The sequence below is a fragment of the Desulfovibrio fairfieldensis genome (assembly GCF_001553605.1).
GTDB lineage: Bacteria > Desulfobacterota > Desulfovibrionia > Desulfovibrionales > Desulfovibrionaceae > Desulfovibrio > Desulfovibrio fairfieldensis.
The window spans coordinates 383,371-400,627 of record NZ_CP014229.1; the positions used below are offsets into that span (position 1 = coordinate 383,371).

Sequence of the window (17,257 nt, forward strand, 5' to 3'; positions counted from 1 at the left end):
CGGTTGAGGTGCCGGTCATGGAATGCACAGGTGCGCAGATTCTCCTTGAATCCCTGAAGCGTGAAGGCGTGGACGTGCTGTTCGGCTATCCGGGCGGCGCGGTAATCGATATTTATGACGAACTGCCGCGACATCCCGAGATCCGCCATGTGCTGGTCCGCCATGAGCAGGGAGCTGTGCACGCGGCTGACGGCTATGCCCGCGCCTCCGGCAAGGTGGGCGCCTGCCTGGTGACTTCCGGACCGGGCGCCACCAACACGGTGACGGGCATAGCCACAGCCAACAGCGATTCCATTCCTCTGGTGGTGATCACGGGCCAGGTGCCCACCAAGCTGATCGGCAACGACGCCTTTCAGGAAGTGGATATTGTGGGCATTACCCGCTCGTGCACCAAGCACAACTTCCTGGTCAAGGATGTGAGCAAGCTGGCCCTGACCATCCGCCAGGCCTTTTATCTGGCCCGCTCGGGCCGCCCCGGCCCGGTGCTGGTGGACCTGCCCAAGGACGTGGTCCAGGCCAGGGCGGAATTCGTCTGGCCGGAAGACATCTACATGCGCAGCTACAACCCCACCTACAAGCCCAATCTCAACCAGTTGCGGCGCACGGTGGAGGAGCTGGCCCAGGCCAGGCGGCCGGTGCTCCTGGCGGGCGGCGGCGTGATCATGGCCGATGCCGCCGAAGAACTGACCGCGCTGGCGCACAAGCTGCAAATCCCCGTGGCCTGCACGCTCATGGGCCTGGGCGGCTTTCCGGCCACGGACCCGCTGTCGCTGGGCATGGTGGGCATGCACGGCACCTACGCCGCCAACCTGGCCATCAACAACGCGGATCTGCTGGTCTGCGTGGGCGCGCGCTTCGACGACCGCGTGACCGGCAAGCTGACGGCCTTCGCCTCCAAGGCGCGCATCGTGCATATCGACATCGACCCCACCTCCATCCGTAAAAACGTGGAAGTGGACGTGCCGGTGGTGGGCGATTGCCGACAGGCTCTGTCCGGCATCATGGAAATCTGTGAGGCCAAGCTGGCGGACAAGGACTGGGCCGGCGAGCATGCCGAGTGGATTCGCGCCGTGTCCGAGTGGAAGGAAAGCAAGCCCCTTTCCTACCAGCAAAACGGCAACATCAAGCCCCAGCAGGTGGTGGAAGCCCTGCGTCACCTCACCCGCGGGGACGCCATCATCGCCACGGAAGTGGGGCAGCACCAGATGTGGGCCGCCCAATTCTATTCTTTCACCAAGCCGCGCACCCTGCTGACCAGCGGCGGCCTGGGCACCATGGGCTTCGGTTTTCCGGCGGCCATCGGCGCGCAGTTCGCTTTTCCGGACAAGCTGGTCATCGCCGTGGCCGGCGACGGCTCGCTGCAGATGAATATTCAGGAGCTGGCCACGGCCGTGGCCTACAAGCTGCCGGTCAAGGTGGTCATTCTGAACAACCGCCATCTCGGCATGGTTCGCCAGTGGCAGGAGCTTTTTTACAACCATAACTACAGCTCCACCAACATGGAGGCCCAACCCGACTTTGTGAAGCTGGCCGAAGCCTACGGCGCCGAGGGCTACCGCATTGAAAAGCCCGAGGACCTTCTGCCCGAGCTGGAAAAGGCCCTGGCCTCGCCTAACCCCGCTTTTATCGACGTGGTGGTGGAGCGCGAGGAAAACGTCTATCCCATTGTGCCCGCCGGCGCGGCGCTGGATGAAATGCTGCTGGTGTAGGGCATTTCATACGACATGAAATGCCCGCAAGGATTTGCGGACAAATCCTTGCCGCCCAAACAGGCGCGGGCGGGCGTTGCCCGCCGTACAGCGGCTGTTTGAAGCGTTAATTGCTCTATGGAGAGTTGGCTATGCAACGACACGTGCTTTCCGTGCTGGTGGAAAACGAACCCGGCGTGCTTTCCCGCGTGGTGGGCCTGTTCAGCGGGCGCGGCTTCAACATTGATTCGCTCAACGTGGCTCCTGCCCTTGAGGAAGGCGTCTCGCACATGACCATCACGACCTATGGCGACAGTATGATTTTGGAGCAGATCATGAAACAGCTGCACAAAATCGTGTCCGTCATCAAGGTGATGGATTTTGCGGACATCGCCGCTGTGGAGCGGGAAATGATGTTCGTCAAGGTTCAGGCCGAAGGCCCCATGCGCGGCGAAATCCTGCGCACCGTGGAGATCTTCCGCTGCAAGGTGGTGGATGTCAGCACCAATGAGATGACCATCGAGGCCACGGGCGACCATGGCAAGCTGGAGGCCATCATCAGCCTGCTGCAACGTTTCGGCATCAAGGAACTGGCGCGCACCGGCTCGGTGGCCATGCGCCGCTCCAAGAAGGTGGATTGACGCGCCGCCCGCAAAGGAGCATGGGTAGCCGGTAAGCGGTTCCGTTCCCCGGCGGAATGGGCCGAGGCGGTTTCGTCCGCGGGCCCGTTGCCTTTGTCCCTCATTTCCCCGCCGCGTGTGCGGCCAGGGATGTATTTTGTTTAACCGTGAGCGATTACAGAGGATGTTCAGATGAAAGTGTATTATGATCAGGATGCCGATCTCAATGTTTTGAAAAATAAGACCGTCGCCATCATCGGCTACGGCAGCCAGGGCCATGCCCATGCCCAGAACCTGCGGGATTCCGGGGTCAAGGTGGTCGTGGGCCAGCGCCCCGGCGGCGCCAACTACGAGCTGGCCAAGGAGCACGGCTTCACGCCCGTGTCCGCCGCCGAAGCGGCCGAGCAGGCCGATCTGATCATGATTCTGCTGCCCGACGAAGTGCAGGCGGCGGTCTATGAAAACGACATCAAGCCCCATTTGACCAAGGGCAAGGCTCTGCTGTTCGCCCACGGCTTCAACATCCACTTCAGCCAGATCCAGCCGCCCAAGGATGTGGATGTCTTCCTCATCGCGCCCAAGGGCCCCGGCCATCTGGTGCGCCGCACCTTCACCGAGGGCGGCGGCGTGCCCTGCCTGGTGGCTATCGAGCAGGACGCCACGGGCGAGGCCCTCAAGGTGGCCCTGGCCTATGCCAAGGGCATCGGCGGCACCCGCTCCGGCGTCATTGAAACCACCTTCCGCGAAGAGACGGAAACCGACCTCTTCGGCGAACAGGCCGTGCTTTGCGGCGGCGTTTCCGCGCTGATCAAGGCAGGTTTCGAAACCCTGGTGGAAGCCGGGTACCAGCCGGAAATGGCCTATTTCGAATGCATGCACGAGATGAAGCTGATCGTGGACCTGATGTACGAGGGCGGCCTTTCGCGCATGCGCTATTCCATCAGCAATACGGCGGAATACGGCGACTATGTCTCCGGCCCGCGCCTGATCAATGAGAACGTGAAGAAGGAAATGAAGGGCGTGCTCAAGGATATCCAGAGCGGCAAATTCGCCCGCGACTTCATCCTTGAGGCCCGTGCCAAGTACCCCATGTTCCTGACCACCCGCCGCAACGAGTCCGAACATCAGATCGAGCAGGTGGGCAAAAACCTGCGCGGCATGATGTCCTGGCTCAAGAAGGACAAAAAAGACTAAGCGGACGGCCCGTGGCTTTTTTCAGGGAGCGCCTCTGGCGCTCCCTTTTTTGTATGGAGAAAACCCCCCGCTAGGCGGGGGGTTCTAAAAAGCTTACAGCTTTGCCCATGTCAGTAAAACTCCTTTTGATTTGTTAAAAAGTCTCGCGGTCTGGCAACTGCGAGTCAACAAATCAAAAGGAGGTCACGATGGGTGACGCCAAAAGTTTAGCCCACACAAGGTGGAACTGCAAATATCACATTGTTTTTGCGCCTAAATATCGCCGCCAGGTGTTCTATGGTGAAAAGAAGCGCGCCATTGGCGAAATTCTGCGCAAGTTGTGCGAATGGAAGGATGTAAAAATAGTGGAGGCAGAATGTTGCCCAGACCACATCCACATGCTGCTTGAGATTCCCCCCAAAATGAGTGTGTCGAGTTTTATGGGCTATCTAAAGGGTAAGAGTAGTCTCATGATCTATGAACAATTTGGGGATTTGAAGTTCAAATACCGCAATCGAGAATTTTGGTGCCGTGGGTATTACGTCGATACAGTGGGCAAGAATAAGGCCAAGATTCAGGATTACATCAAGCATCAGCTGGAGTCGGATAAACTTGGCGATCAGTTGAGCCTACCCTACCCAAGGAGCCCGTTTACGGGCCGCAAGTAACAGAAATGCAAATGTCAGATCGCAAGAGCGCCTGCTAGGGCGCAGCTGGTAAGAAAGCCTTACAGGCGCATATGAAGAACCCCCGGCTATGCCGGGGGGTTCCTTTTTCATGCTCAAAATGAGGGGGGAACCAGAGGCATGCCCCCGGTTCCCCGGACGGGCGCGTACTGTCCAAAACGCGCCCGCGTGCGACCGGGGAGGAGATGCGCTGTCCCCGGCCGCAACTTGCTGTTACGCTTCTTTCAATTCCTGGATCAGATTGGTGAGCCCTTGGGCCTGGGCGGCCAGGTCGGACACGGCCTTGGCGGCCTCTGCCATGGCCTCGGCGGTCTGGCGGGACATGTCGTTGACCTGGACGATGGACTGGTTGATCTCCTCGCTGGCGGCGGACTGTTCCTCGCTGGCCGTGGCGATGGCGTTGACCTGGTCGCCGGTGGCTTCCACAGTGGCCACGATTTCCTGCAAAGCCTGACCGGACTGGTTGGCCAGTTCCGTGGCTTCGCCGATGCGCTCCACGGCATTGTCCACGCCGGTCATGCTCTTGGCCGTGCTTTCCTGGATGGCCTTGATGGCGTTGCCCACGTCATTGGTGGAGGCCATGGTTTTTTCAGCCAGTTTGCGCACCTCGTCGGCCACCACGGCAAAGCCCCGCCCGGCCTCGCCCGCGCGGGCGGCCTCAATGGCGGCGTTGAGGGCCAGGAGGTTGGTCTGGTCCGCGATGTCCGAGATCACGCCCATGATCCGGGTGATGTCCTGGGCGTGCTCGTTGAGCTGGGTCATGTCGTCCTTGAGCTCCAGGGACATCTGGTGGACCTGATCAATGCTGCGCACAGCCTTTGCCACCACCTGGGCCCCGGCTTCGGCCTTTTCCCTGGTTTCGGCGGAGGCGGTGGAGGCGGAACCGGCGTTCCTGGCCACTTCCTGGACCGTGGCGTTCATTTCATTCATGGCCGTGGCCGCCTCGGAGAGGCGCTGGGCGGACTCGGCCGCGCCCCGGTCGGACTGCTCGATCTGGGCGGAAAGTTCGGTGGAGGCGGAGGAGACCACACTGCCCACCTGTTCCAGCTTGTCGGCGGCCACCAGCATGGCCTCGGTCTTGCTTTGCGCTTCCCTGCTCGCCGCTTCGGCCTGCTGCATGGCCTCCTGGGCTTTGCGGGACTGTTCTTTGGCGTTTTCCGACTCGCGTTGGGCGTTTTCAATGTTGGTTTTCAGGGCGTTGACCATTTCCACAATGGAACCATAGACGCCCATCTTTTTGCCGCCGTCGTCCACGTTGTAGTCGCCGTCCACCACGCGGTGGGCGATGGCGTTCAGCTCGCCGGGGTCCTTGCCGAGTTGGCGCACGGTGTTGCGCACGATCAGCCAGGTCAGCGCAAGGGCGATAAATATGGCGGCCAGGGTCAGGATGATGCCGATGGCCCGGGATCTCTCGTACTTCTCGTCGCCGTCCTTGCTGGTCTGCCGTGCATTGGCCAGGGTGACGTCCGACAGTTCCTTGAGAATCGCGCTGAAGGCATCAAATTTTTGGCGTGACTCGTCATTGAGCAGGACCACGGCCTGTTCGGTATGGTTTTGACGCGAAAGGTCAAGCAGGCGTGCGGAGACTTCACGATAGGCTCCACGCGCGGCTTTCAGGCGGTTGAAAATTGCGCGGGCGTTTGGCACATAGATGGCCTTGTCGAGTTCTTCCATTTCATCGTTGACCGTTTCCCGCCATTTTTCGAGGGTTTTTTCCTCCGCAGCCATTACGGCATTGTCCGTGCTGTAAATATGACGGATTTCCACAATGCGTTGCTGGGGCACGTCGCCGTTGAGTTTGCCTATCAGGTCGAGAATGGGCATCTTTTGGTCAGCCAGTTCCGTGACGTTTTCATTGATCTCGTCCATCTGCACCAGAAGGTAACAGGCCAGGATGCCCGCCAGTATCGTCAGCACCCCCATGCCCAAAGAAATTTTACTGGACAGCTTCATCTCCTCACTCCTTTTGCGTTTGTAAATTGCCGATGCGGTTCCTTGCGAAGCCAATGGCGGAGAGACTTCCGGCATTGGCTTCGTGGACATGGAACCCTCCCCACGGCAGGCGTTTGACTCATGACATCCTCCTTCACACGAAAAACGGTGTATGCCGCCGCTCCAGTTGCCCGGGCCAGAGTATGTTTGGTTGAAAAAACACAAAATTGCCTTTCACGTTCTCCATAGATACCTGAATCGGGCATCAGGAGAGAGTTGATTCGTGTATGATCTATATATCGGGATAAATGAACATATCTTTATGCAGCATGCAAGAATTTATCATAAAAATTTATCAAGACACATAATTACGATATAATTTTATTATTGTATGATTGATTGCAAAATTATATATGATATACAAAATAATTATATTTATTTTTCTAAATATAATAAAAAATACATTTTTTTACTATAATTAGTTATAAACACCGAAATAAAATAAAAACGCACCCCGCCATTAGGACGGGGCGCGCCTGGTATATGATCGCCGTCAAAGAAGTTCGCGCGCGCCGGGGACATGCCTCCCCGGCCGCAATCCCACGCTTAGGCCTCTTTCAGCTCCCGGATCAGCTCCGTGAGCGTCTGGGCCTGTGCGGCCAGGTCGGATACGGCCTTGGCGGCCTCGCCCATGGCTTCGGCGGTCTGGCGGGACATGTCGTTGACCTGGACGATGGACTGGTTGATTTCTTCGGAAGCGGCGGACTGCTCCTCGCTGGCCGTGGCAATGGCGTTGACCTGGTCGCCGGTGGCCTCCACGGTGGCCACGATTTCCTCCAGGGCCGCGCCGGAGCGGCTAGCCAGTTCATTGGCCTCGCCGATGCGCTCCACGGCGTTATCCACGCCGGTCATGCTCTTTGCCGTGCTTTCCTGAATGGACTTGATGGCGTTGCCCACGTCGTTGGTGGAGGCCATGGTCTTTTCGGCCAGTTTGCGCACCTCGTCGGCCACCACGGCAAAGCCGCGTCCGGCCTCGCCCGCGCGGGCGGCCTCAATGGCCGCGTTGAGGGCCAGGAGGTTGGTCTGGTCCGCGATGTCCGAGATCACATTCATGATCCGGGTGATGTCCTGGGCGTGCTCGTTGAGCTGGACCATATCCCCCTTGAGTTCCAGAGACATCTGATGGACCTGCTCAATGCTCTGCACGGCCTTTGCCACCACTTCGGCTCCGGCTTCGGCCTTCTGTTTGGTTTCAGCGGAGGCGGCCGAAGCGGAACCCGCATTCTTGGCCACTTCCTGGACTGTGGCGTTCATTTCGTTCATGGCCGTGGCCGCTTCGGAGAGACGCTGTGCTGACTCGGCCGCGCCCCGGTCGGACTGCTCGATCTGGGCGGAAAGCTGGGTGGAGGCGGAGGAGACCACGCTGCCCACCTGTTCCAGCTTGTCGGCGGCCGCCAGCATGGCCTCGGTCTTGCTTTGCGCTTCCGTGCCCGCCGCTTCGGCCTGTTCCATGGCCTCCTGGGCTTTGCGGGACTGCTCTCTGGCGTTTTCCGACTCACGCCGGGCGTTTTCAATATGTTGCTTCAGGGCATTGACCATTTCCACAGTGGCCCCGTACACCCCCATCTTTTTGCTGCCGTCGTCGATGTCGTAGTCGCCGTCCACCACGCGGTGGGCGATGGCGTTCAGTTCGCCGGGGTCCTTGCCCAGCTGTCGCAGAACATTGCGTACCAGCAGCAGGGTCAGGAGCACAGCGACGCCGACCGCGAGAATCACAAGGACTATGCCGGTGGCGCGTGAATTGCCGTACATCACGTCGGCCTCCGCGTTGGCCTTGTCGGTATCTTGCATAACCGCCTTAATGGCGACGTCCAGAGCGTCGCTCAGATGCTGATATTGCTCACGCGATTCACCCATCAGCAGCACCGCGGCCTCTCCGGCATTGTTGTCGCGGGAAAGTTTGAGAACTTTCTGCATCTCGGCGCGATATTTCGCTCTGGCTTCCAGATAGGTGTTGAAGGCCCGTTTTGTGTCAGGGTTGCGGATCAGTTTTGCCGCCTGCTCCGCGTTATCACCGACAGATTTTATCCATTTGTCCATGCGCTCTTCATATTTCTGTTTGTCAGCGGCGGAAGCGGCGTAAACATGCAGGACTTCGGCCAGGCGGAATTCCGATGAGGCGTTACTGATCACCCCGAGATGCGCCACAAGCGGTAAGCGGTCATCGGCTATGAGGGTGGCTGTATCATTGATTTTTGTCATCTGCATAAGCAGGTACAGGCCCAGTATCCCTATTAACACAGCCAGGAAGCCCATACTGGAAGCAATTTTCGTGGACAGTTTCATGCCGAATCTCCTCTCTGTTGAAGTATGTGCGGGCCCCGCCGCTGATCCGCTACGTCCGATTGGACGCCCCTGTACCCGTAAATACAAAAAGGGTTGCATTCCTCATCTCAGAAGGAATGCAATCCTTTAAAAAAATATACGAAAAAAGATCCGCTTCGCTCAGCGGTTCAGTCTCTCTCTCTCTCTCTCTCTCTCTCTCTCTCTCTCTCTCTCTCTCTCTCTCTCTGCATGGAACAGTGCCGAGCAGTTCAAGAGCAGGGGGCGTCCGTTGGTGTGCCTCATGAACAACATTCCTTCATACGAAAAAAAGGCATGTCCCGCCGCTCAGTTGCCCAGGCCAAAGCATGGTTTGTTGAGAGTTCACAAAATATCCTCTCAGCTTCTCTATCGGCATTTGAATCCGGCGTGCAGGAGAAAATGAATCATGTATATAATACATGTATCGTGATAAAAGAAGATGTCTTTAGGGGGAATTCATGATTTATCATAAATGTTTATGGAGATAAATAATTACTATATATTGTTATTATATTATGCATGATTTCGAGTTGTATACGATACATGAAATAATAAGGTTTATTTTATTAAAATTAGAATAAGATATGCTGTTTTACGTTAAATAGCGATAAATGTCCCAAAAAAGGACGCGCCCCGTCTTAATACCGGGGCGCGTCTGATATATGATCACCGTCAAAGAAGTTTGCGCGCGCTAGGGGCATGCCTCCCGGCCGCAATCCCACACTTACGCCTGTTTCAGCTCCCGGATCAGCTCCGTGAGCGTTTGGGCCTGTGCGGCCAGTTCGGACACGGCCTTGGCCGCCTCGCCCATGGCCTCGGCGGTCTGCCGGGACATGTCGTTGACCTGGACGATGGACTGGTTGATTTCTTCGGAAGCGGCGGACTGTTCCTCGCTGGCCGTGGCAATGGCATTGACCTGGTCGCCGGTGGCTTCCACGGTGGCCACGATTTCCTCTAGGGCCGCGCCGGACCGGCTGGCCAGTTCATTGGCTTCGCCGATGCGCTCCACGGCGTTGTCCACGCCGGTCATGCTCTTGGCCGTGCTTTCCTGAATGGCCTTGATGGCGTTGCCCACATCCTGGGTGGAGGCCATGGTCTTTTCAGCCAGTTTGCGCACTTCGTCGGCCACCACGGCGAAACCGCGCCCGGCCTCGCCCGCGCGGGCGGCCTCGATGGCCGCGTTCAGAGCCAGGAGGTTGGTCTGGTCCGCGATGTCCGAAATCACATTCATGATCCGGGTGATGTCCTGGGCGTGCTCGTTGAGCTGGGCCATATCCCCTTTGAGTTCCAGAGACATCTGATGGACCTGCTCAATGCTGTGCACGGCCTTTGCCACCACTTCGGCTCCAGCTTCGGCCTTCTGCTTGGTCTCGGCGGAGGCTGTGGAGGCGGAACCCGCATTCCTGGCCACTTCCTGGACCGTGGCGTTCATTTCGTTCATGGCCGTGGCCGCCTCGGACAGGCGCTGGGCGGACTCGACCGCGCCCCGGTCGGATTGCTCGATCTGGGCGGAAAGCTGGGTGGAGGCGGAGGAGACCACGCCGCCCACCTGTTCCAGCTTGTCGGCGGCCGTCAGCATGGCCTCGGTCTTGCTTTGCGCTTCCCTGCTCGCCGCTTCGGCCTGTTCCATGGCCTCTTGGGCTTTGCGGGACTGCTCTTTGGCGTTTCCAGATTCACGTTGAGCGTTTTCAATATTCCGCTTCAAGGCGTTGACCATTTCCACAATGGCCCCGTAAACGCCCATCTTCTTGCCGCCGTCGTCGATGTTATAGTCGCCGTCCACCACGCGGTGGGCGATGGCGTTCAGTTCGCCGGGATCCTTGCCGAGCTGGCGCAGGGTGTTGCGGATGATGAAGGCCATCAGCACAACGCTGATAAGCAGCACCACAATGAGCATGCCGATGACCATGCTCCGGGAGTCGTTGAAGACCTTGTCGCCGGAGTCGCTGGTCTTTTTGCTGCCTTCCACGTTGAAATCCACGATGGCCCCGAGGCTCTCGGAGGTTTTATGGTACAGCTCTTTGGAGGTGGTGTTGAGTATGCCTATGGCTTTTTCGGTCTGCTCGTCCCGGGAGAGCCTCTGAATCCGTGCATGCATCTCCATGTACTCTTTCCATTCTCCCTCGAATTTTTCCCAGAGTCCCCGCTCCGCGTCAGTGTCGAGCAGGGCGGCGTATTTCGTCTCGGCATCCTTGATTGCCGTAAGCAGCTCATTCATCTGTTTTTCATACCCGGCCATCACGTCCTGTTCCGTGGCATAAATGTGCCGGATTTCCGCGATGCGGAAGTCTGATACCAGGGTGTCGAGGCGCATGGCATAGCGGGTGGACGGAAACCACCCATCAATGATTTCCACGGCCACATCATTGATGCGGCTCATCTGTGTCAGGCTGAAGACGCCCAGCCCGCAAAGCATGACCAGCAGAAAGCCGGTGGCAAGAGTGAGTTTGGTCCGCAGTGTCACGAGTTCCCCCAAAATCTATGTTTTTCCATTGCAATAATTCAAAATGTGAAGAAGAAACGGTATGCCGCCGAACAACAGCATGCCGCGAGCGCCATGCAAGATGCAGTTGCTGAGAGTGGAGCGTGAATCGGGCCGGGGCCTGGGTTTCCCGCCAGTATTGTCAGCACCCCCAGGCTCAAATTTTACTGGACAGCTTCATCTCCTCTCTCCTTTTGCGTTTGCAAATTGCCGATGCGGTTCCTCACAAAGCCAATGGCGAAGACTTCCGGCATTGGCTTTGTGGACATGGAACTCTCCCCGCGGCAGGCGTTTGACTCATGGCAGCCCCCTTCACATCGAAAAACGGCGCATGCCGCCGCTCAGTTGCCCGGCCAGAATATGATTGGTTGAAAAATCACAAAATTGCCTTTCAGGTTCTCCACAGATGCCTGAATCCGGCGTGCGGGGGAGAGTGGGCCATGTATTATCTATATATCGGGATAAATGAACATATCTTTATGCAGAATACAAGAATTTATCATAAATATTTATTGAGACAGATAATCACGGTATAATTTTATTAGGATATGCTTAATTGAAAAATTATATATGTTATATAAAATAATAATATTTATATTACTAATAATAGTATAGTAGTACATTATTTACTGTAAATACTGATAAACACCAAAATAAAATAAAAACGCGCCCCGTCCTCATGACGGGGCGCGTTTGATATATGATCGCCGTCAAAGAAGTTTGCGCGCGCCAGGGGCATGCCTCCCCGGTCGCAATCCCACGCTTACGCCTCTTTCAGCTCCTGGATCAAGGCGGTGAGCCCCTGGGCCTGGGCGGCCAGGTCGGACACGGCCTTGGCGGCCTCTGCCATGGCTTCGGCGGTCTGGCGGGACATGTCGTTGACCTGGACGATGGACTGGTTGATCTCCTCGCTGGCGGCGGACTGCTCCTCGCTGGCCGTGGCAATGGCGTTGACCTGGTCGGCCGTGACTTCCACAGTGGCCACGATTTCTTCCAATGCCTGACCTGACCGGCTGGCCAGCTCATTGGCCTCGCCGATGCGCTCCACGGCATTGTCCACGCCGGTCATGCTCTTGGCCGTGCTTTCCTGGATGGCCTTGATGGCGTTGCCCACGTCATTGGTGGAGGCCATGGTCTTTTCGGCCAGTTTGCGCACCTCGTCGGCCACCACGGCGAAGCCGCGCCCGGCTTCGCCCGCGCGGGCGGCCTCAATGGCGGCGTTGAGGGCCAGGAGGTTGGTCTGGTCCGCGATATCCGAGATGACGCCCATGATCCGGGTGATGTCCTGGGCGTGCTCGTTGAGCTGGGTCATGTCGTCCTTGAGCTCCAGGGACATCTGGTGGACCTGCTCAATGCTGTGCACGGCCTTTGCCACCACCTGCGCGCCCGCCTCGGCCTTTTCCTTGGTATCGGCGGAGGCCGTGGAGGCCGAACCGGCGTTCTTGGCCACTTCCTGGACCGTGGCGTTCATTTCGTTCATGGCCGTGGCCGCTTCTGAGAGGCGCTGGGCGGATTCGGCCGCGCCCCGGTCGGACTGCTCGATCTGGGCGGAAAGTTCAGTGGAAGCGGAGGAAACCACGCCGCCCACCTGTTCCAGTTTGTCGGCGGCCACCAGCATGGCCTCGGTCTTGCTTTGTGCTTCCCTGCTCGCGGCCTCGGCCTGCTGCATGGCTTCCCGGGCCTTGGCTGATTGTTCCCTGGCGTTTTCCGACTCGCGCCGGGCGTTCTCAATATGGGTTTTCAGGGCGTTGACCATTTCCACAATGGCCCCGTACACCCCCATCTTTTTGCCGCCGTCGTCGATGTTATAGTCGCCGTCCACCACACGGTGGGCAATGGCGTTCAGTTCGCCGGGGTCCTTGCCCAACTGATGCACGGTATTGCGCACGATCAGCACGGTGAGCAGCACGGCGATGAGAATGGCCAGCACGGCCAGGGCGGTGCCGATCATATTGCTGTTGTCGTACATGGCGTCGCCTTGGGCGCTCATGGCTTGGGCGTTGTTCTTGGCTGCGGCGGAAAGGGCTGTGAGCTTGTCGCTCAACTCGCGGTAAACTGTCTCCGAATTGCCGAGCATAAGGGCTTTCGCCTTTTCCAGTTCATTCCGCCGGGAAAAGTCCAGCAGATTCTCGGAAATGTCAAAAAAGGTTTTTTGCGCCGCGTTGACCTCTGCCAGAGCTTTTTTGACGGCTGCCACTTTTACGCGATTGGTCAGTTCGGAGAGATAGGAACCAATTTTCTCCTTCCAGTCCGCCATCGCTTTTTCATTCCGCTCCCTGTAGGCCGGGTCCGGATTGAGAACATAACGGGTTTCCGCGATGCGGTATTCCGATACGTCATTGTTCAGCTTGCCAGCCAGATCAATGACCGGAATATTCCGCCCCGCCAGGGTGGTGGACATCTCGTTGACGCTCTTCATCTGCACCAGCAGATAGACCGCCAGAATGGCGATCAGTACGGTCAATGCCCCCATGCTGAACGAAATTTTCGTAGACAGTTTCATGCCGAATCTCCTCTCTTGAAGTATGTGCGGGCGCCGCCGCTGATCCGATACGTCCGGTTGAACGCGCCTGTATCCGTAAATACAAAAAGGGTTGCATTCCTCATCTCAGAAGGAATGCAACCCTTTAAAAAATATACGAAAAAAGATCCGCTTCGCTCAGCGGTTCAGACTCTCTCTCTCTCTCTCTCTCTCTCTCTCTCTCTCTCTCTCTCTCTCTCTCTCTCTCTCTCTCTCTCTCGGCACACGGCCAAACATCGGCGGCGCGGGCGGCAGGCATGTTCATGGGGACTCCGGGATGCGGATGTAAAACTGGTTTCTCCTTCATAAGCAGCGGGAAGCCGCATGAAGCAACGCTCGATCCTGATCGCTCTACATAATACGTGCCACTTTACATAATCGGACGTAAGAAATATTTCTTTAGCGATTATACATATATTTTCTTTTTGCAATGATTTTGATCAGCACGTGACCGGTTTGATACGGTGAATATCGGCATAACGCTACGTTATTTTTGCTGAAAATGGCCATGAGCAGTGGGGGAGAGGTTGCGTCGCCGGGAATAAAGCAACAGGCCGGACGTCGGGGACGTCCGGCCTGTCGTGGATAGCCAGGCGCACGCTCCAAGCCGCGCCCGCAACATTGCGTTTATGCCTGTTTCAACTCCTGAATCAGGGTGGTGAGCCCCTGGGCCTGGGCGGCCAGGTCGGACACGGCTTTGGCGGCCTCTGCCATGGCCTCGGCGGTCTGGCGGGACATGTCGTTGACCTGGACGATGGACTGGTTGATCTCCTCGCTGGCGGCGGACTGCTCCTCGCTGGCCGTGGCAATGGCATTGACCTGGTCGCCGGTGGCCTCCACGGTGGCCACGATTTCCTCCAGGGCCGCGCCGGACTGGTTGGCCAGTTCCGTGGCCTCGCCGATACGTTCCACGGCGTTGTCCACGCCGGTCATGCTCTTGGCCGTGCTTTCCTGAATGGACTTGATGGCGTTGCCCACGTCATTGGTGGAGGCCATGGTCTTTTCGGCCAGTTTGCGCACTTCGTCGGCCACCACGGCGAAGCCGCGCCCGGCCTCGCCCGCGCGGGCGGCCTCAATGGCCGCGTTCAGGGCCAGCAGGTTGGTCTGGTCCGCGATATCCGAGATGACGCCCATGATCCGGGTGATGTCCTGGGCATGCTCGTTGAGCTGGACCATGTCTTCCTTGAGGACCAGGGACATCTGGTGGACCTGGTCAATGCTGTGCACGGCTTTTTCCACCACCTGGGCTCCGGCTTCGGCCTTTTGCTTGGTTTCGGCGGAGGCGGCGGAGGCGGAACCGGCGTTTTTGGCCACTTCCTGGACCGTGGCGTTCATCTCGTTCATGGCCGTGGCCGCCTCGGACAGGCGCTGGGCGGATTCGGCCGCGCCCCGGTCGGACTGCTCGATCTGGGCGGACAACTGGGTGGAGGCGGAGGAGACCACATTGCCCACGGCTTCCAGTTTGTCGGCGGCTGCCAGCATGGCTTCGGTCTTAGACTGAGCCTCCTTGCTCGCGGCCTCGGCCTGGCTCATGGCCTCCTGGGCTTTGCGGGACTGCTCCCTGGCGTTTTCCGATTCGCGTTGCGCGTTTTCAATGTGGTTTTTCAGGGCGCCGACCATTTCCACGATATTGCCGTAGACGCCCATTTTTTTACCGCCGTCGTCAATATTGTAGTCGCCGTCCACCACACGGCGGGCAATGGCATTCAGCTCACCGGGGTCCTTGCCGAGCTGGCGGATGGTGTTGCGCACGGTCAGCACTGTCAGCAGCACGGCGATGAAAATGGCGGCAAGGGTCATGCCGATGCCGATCATCCGGCTGCGCTCGTACATGGCGTCGCCCTCGTGGCTGACGGCCACGGAATTTTTCATGGCGGAGTCCGACAGCTCCACAAGCGCGTCGCTCAAGGCCTGGTAGGCGTGGCGCGAATCGCCGAGGATGATGGATATGGCCTTTTCCGTCTCCATATTGCGGGAGAGGGCCAGAATGCGCTCTGAAATGCTGTGGTAGGCATCCCGCGCCTTGACCAGACGGTCAAAAATTTCGCGGACATTGGGCACGTAGATGCGCTTGTCCAGATTGCCCACGATGTCGGAGATCTTTGCGCGCTGCTGGTCGAGCTCCTTGTCATCTTCGGCCATGGCCTTGGGGTCCGTGGCATAGATGTGGCGCATTTCTATGACGCGATACTGGGTGACCTCGGCGTTCAGCCTCCCGGCAAGATCGACGATGGGCATTTTCTGATCGGCAATTTCCGTGGATGCGCCGTTGATCGCCGCCATCTGGATCAGCAGATAGCTTGTGAGAATGGCCATGAGGAGCGTTAAAAGTCCCATACTGACGCAGATTTTTGTGGACAGCTTCATTGTTTCCCCCATTCTACAGTGAGGCGTGGTTGATAGGCATGAGTAATGCTGTAACCCCGCACGAAGGTCGCCGAAAGGATGACGCACGCCGAGACAGCGGCCTCCAGATCCCCCAAGGCCTGGAGCGCGGAAAACGGCTGCCGGCTGCCCTGGCATCCGGGTAACAGCCGGAACTGCATCTATTGTTTTTTCTTATCGGTTTTTCCCGCCTATGTTTTATGCGTGGCGGCAAAAAAAGGACGTTCAGAGTGATTTCAGCTTGAATTTGCCCTGGCGGGGGGGCTATGCCGTCCTGTTCGTCACGCAGGCGCGGATGGAGTTTCTTTTCGTTGTGGAGCGCCGAAGCAAGCGTCTCAAAAGCAAAATGCTCTATGGCGCGGAGGATTCAGCCAGCCAGCAGGCCACGGCATGCTCGCCCCGCACGAATGACGGGGGCATGGCTTCGGTGCAACGGGGCATGGCCTCGGGGCAGCGGGGTTGAAAAGGGCAGCCCGGCGGCATGTTCTGGAGCGAGGGCACGCTGCCCGGAATGGTGGGCAGACGGCTGAGACCCATGGAGCGGCGGCTGGGCGCGGAATGCATCAGTCCCCTGGTGTAGGGGTGGCGGGGATCGGCGAAAAGCTCGCGCGCCGGGGCGCGTTCCACCAGACGCCCGGCGTACATGACGCCCACCACGTCAGCCACTTCGGCCACCACGCCCAGATCGTGGGTGATCAGCAGCACAGCCATGCCGCGTTCCCGGCTCTGGTCCAGGATCAGGCGCAGGATCTGGCCCTGGATGGTGGCGTCCAGGGCGGTGGTGGGTTCGTCGGCCAGCAGCAGTTCGGGGCGGCAGGCCAGAGCCATGGCGATCATCACCCGCTGGCGCATGCCGCCGGAAAGCTGGTGGGGGTAGTCGTCATAGCGGCTGTGCGGCGAGGGAATGCCCACGTCCGCGAAGAGGCGTTCCGCCTCGCGGCGGGCTTCGGCCCGGCCCATGCCCAGGTGCAGGCGCAGGGGCTCGGCCACCTGTTCGCCCACGCGCAGAACGGGATTGAGCGAGGTCATGGGCTCCTGGAAGATCATGCCCACGCGGCGGCCCCGGATGCCGCGCAGCTCCTTTTCCGGCAGGCTGAGCAGGTCTTCGCCGCGCAGCAGCGCCCGGCCGCCGAGCACGGCGGTTTCCGGCGTGAGGCGCAACACGGCGCGGGCCGTGAGGCTTTTGCCGCAGCCGGATTCGCCCACCAGGCAGGTGATGGCCGCCGGGGGCAGCTCAAGATGCACGTCGCGCACGGCGGGCAGCAGACGTCCCTCAAAGGGGAAGTGCACGGAAAGGTCTTCCAGCCGGAGCAGGGGAGCGGCGTCAGGAGGGGCGCTGAAAAAATTTCTGGAGGGTGTCGCCATGAGTATCTTTTATGTAACCGGGACGCGCCGCGAAATTTGAC

At 58.6% G+C, this 17,257-nt stretch carries 12 protein-coding genes; 4 read left to right on the top strand and 8 right to left on the bottom strand.

What is annotated here, in order from left to right:
• The first annotated feature begins 17 nt into the window (after nt 1-17).
• From ilvB to tnpA, 4 genes are all read left to right on the top strand, one after another.
• Entirely contained in the window at nt 18-1,709 is a 1,692-nt protein-coding gene (ilvB, locus tag AXF13_RS01640; protein ID WP_008685307.1) for a biosynthetic-type acetolactate synthase large subunit, read from the top strand.
• A gap of 131 nt (nt 1,710-1,840) precedes the next feature.
• Nucleotides 1,841-2,329: an acetolactate synthase small subunit gene (gene ilvN, locus AXF13_RS01645; RefSeq protein ID WP_008685309.1), complete on the top strand. Its 489-nt coding sequence runs from the start codon at nt 1,841-1,843 to the stop codon at nt 2,327-2,329.
• A 171-nt stretch (nt 2,330-2,500) separates the two neighbouring features.
• The gene (gene ilvC, locus AXF13_RS01650; RefSeq protein ID WP_062251400.1) at nt 2,501-3,502 is read left to right on the top strand and encodes a ketol-acid reductoisomerase; all 1,002 of its coding nucleotides are present in this window, start codon (nt 2,501-2,503) and stop codon (nt 3,500-3,502) included.
• A gap of 188 nt (nt 3,503-3,690) precedes the next feature.
• Nucleotides 3,691-4,149 (top strand): IS200/IS605 family transposase, encoded by a 459-nt coding sequence (gene tnpA / locus AXF13_RS01655; protein ID WP_062251401.1) that lies wholly within the window; start codon nt 3,691-3,693, stop codon nt 4,147-4,149.
• A 231-nt stretch (nt 4,150-4,380) separates the two neighbouring features.
• On the opposite strand, the gene AXF13_RS01660 is transcribed toward tnpA, so the two are convergent.
• The 8 genes from AXF13_RS01660 to AXF13_RS01690 all read right to left on the bottom strand — a co-directional run bounded on the left by AXF13_RS01660 (nt 4,381) and on the right by AXF13_RS01690 (nt 17,216).
• Nucleotides 4,381-6,120: a methyl-accepting chemotaxis protein gene (locus tag AXF13_RS01660; RefSeq protein WP_062251402.1), complete on the bottom strand. Its 1,740-nt coding sequence runs from the start codon at nt 6,118-6,120 to the stop codon at nt 4,381-4,383.
• A gap of 585 nt (nt 6,121-6,705) precedes the next feature.
• Nucleotides 6,706-8,445 (bottom strand): methyl-accepting chemotaxis protein, encoded by a 1,740-nt coding sequence (locus AXF13_RS01665; protein ID WP_062251403.1) that lies wholly within the window; start codon nt 8,443-8,445, stop codon nt 6,706-6,708.
• 159 nt (nt 8,446-8,604) lie between these two features.
• The gene (locus AXF13_RS17360; RefSeq protein ID WP_257721765.1) at nt 8,605-8,727 is read right to left on the bottom strand and encodes a hypothetical protein; all 123 of its coding nucleotides are present in this window, start codon (nt 8,725-8,727) and stop codon (nt 8,605-8,607) included.
• Nucleotides 8,728-9,187: 460 nt separating this feature from the next.
• Nucleotides 9,188-10,927, bottom strand: coding sequence for a HAMP domain-containing methyl-accepting chemotaxis protein (locus AXF13_RS01670; protein ID WP_062254661.1), 1,740 nt, complete (start codon nt 10,925-10,927; stop codon nt 9,188-9,190).
• Between the two features lie 781 nt (nt 10,928-11,708).
• Nucleotides 11,709-13,448, bottom strand: a complete 1,740-nt coding sequence (locus tag AXF13_RS01675) for a methyl-accepting chemotaxis protein (RefSeq protein WP_062251404.1) — start codon at nt 13,446-13,448, stop codon at nt 11,709-11,711.
• Between the two features lie 124 nt (nt 13,449-13,572).
• Entirely contained in the window at nt 13,573-13,731 is a 159-nt protein-coding gene (locus AXF13_RS16375) for a hypothetical protein (RefSeq protein WP_190276366.1), read from the bottom strand.
• A 362-nt stretch (nt 13,732-14,093) separates the two neighbouring features.
• Complete coding sequence (locus AXF13_RS01680) at nt 14,094-15,833, bottom strand: HAMP domain-containing methyl-accepting chemotaxis protein (protein ID WP_062251405.1); 1,740 nt, start codon at nt 15,831-15,833, stop codon at nt 14,094-14,096.
• Between the two features lie 369 nt (nt 15,834-16,202).
• Nucleotides 16,203-17,216 carry an ABC transporter ATP-binding protein gene (locus AXF13_RS01690; RefSeq protein ID WP_062251407.1) on the bottom strand — a complete coding sequence of 338 codons (1,014 nt, stop codon included), beginning with the start codon at nt 17,214-17,216 and terminating at the stop codon, nt 16,203-16,205.
• Between the last annotated feature and the right edge of the window lie 41 nt (nt 17,217-17,257).

Excerpts from the sequence above, each read along its gene's own strand:
- AXF13_RS01675 (WP_062251404.1), bottom strand. The coding sequence starts at position 13,448 with ATGAAACTGTCTACGAAAATTTCGTTCAGCATGGGGGCATTGACCGTA.
- AXF13_RS17360 (WP_257721765.1), bottom strand. The coding sequence starts at position 8,727 with ATGAGGCACACCAACGGACGCCCCCTGCTCTTGAACTGCTCGGCACTG.
- ilvN (WP_008685309.1), top strand. The coding sequence starts at position 1,841 with ATGCAACGACACGTGCTTTCCGTGCTGGTGGAAAACGAACCCGGCGTG.
- AXF13_RS01665 (WP_062251403.1), bottom strand. The coding sequence starts at position 8,445 with ATGAAACTGTCCACGAAAATTGCTTCCAGTATGGGCTTCCTGGCTGTG.
- ilvC (WP_062251400.1), top strand. The coding sequence starts at position 2,501 with ATGAAAGTGTATTATGATCAGGATGCCGATCTCAATGTTTTGAAAAAT.
- AXF13_RS01680 (WP_062251405.1), bottom strand. The coding sequence starts at position 15,833 with ATGAAGCTGTCCACAAAAATCTGCGTCAGTATGGGACTTTTAACGCTC.
- AXF13_RS01660 (WP_062251402.1), bottom strand. The coding sequence starts at position 6,120 with ATGAAGCTGTCCAGTAAAATTTCTTTGGGCATGGGGGTGCTGACGATA.
- tnpA (WP_062251401.1), top strand. The coding sequence starts at position 3,691 with ATGGGTGACGCCAAAAGTTTAGCCCACACAAGGTGGAACTGCAAATAT.
- ilvB (WP_008685307.1), top strand. The coding sequence starts at position 18 with ATGGAATGCACAGGTGCGCAGATTCTCCTTGAATCCCTGAAGCGTGAA.
- AXF13_RS16375 (WP_190276366.1), bottom strand. The coding sequence starts at position 13,731 with ATGAACATGCCTGCCGCCCGCGCCGCCGATGTTTGGCCGTGTGCCGAG.
- AXF13_RS01690 (WP_062251407.1), bottom strand. The coding sequence starts at position 17,216 with ATGGCGACACCCTCCAGAAATTTTTTCAGCGCCCCTCCTGACGCCGCT.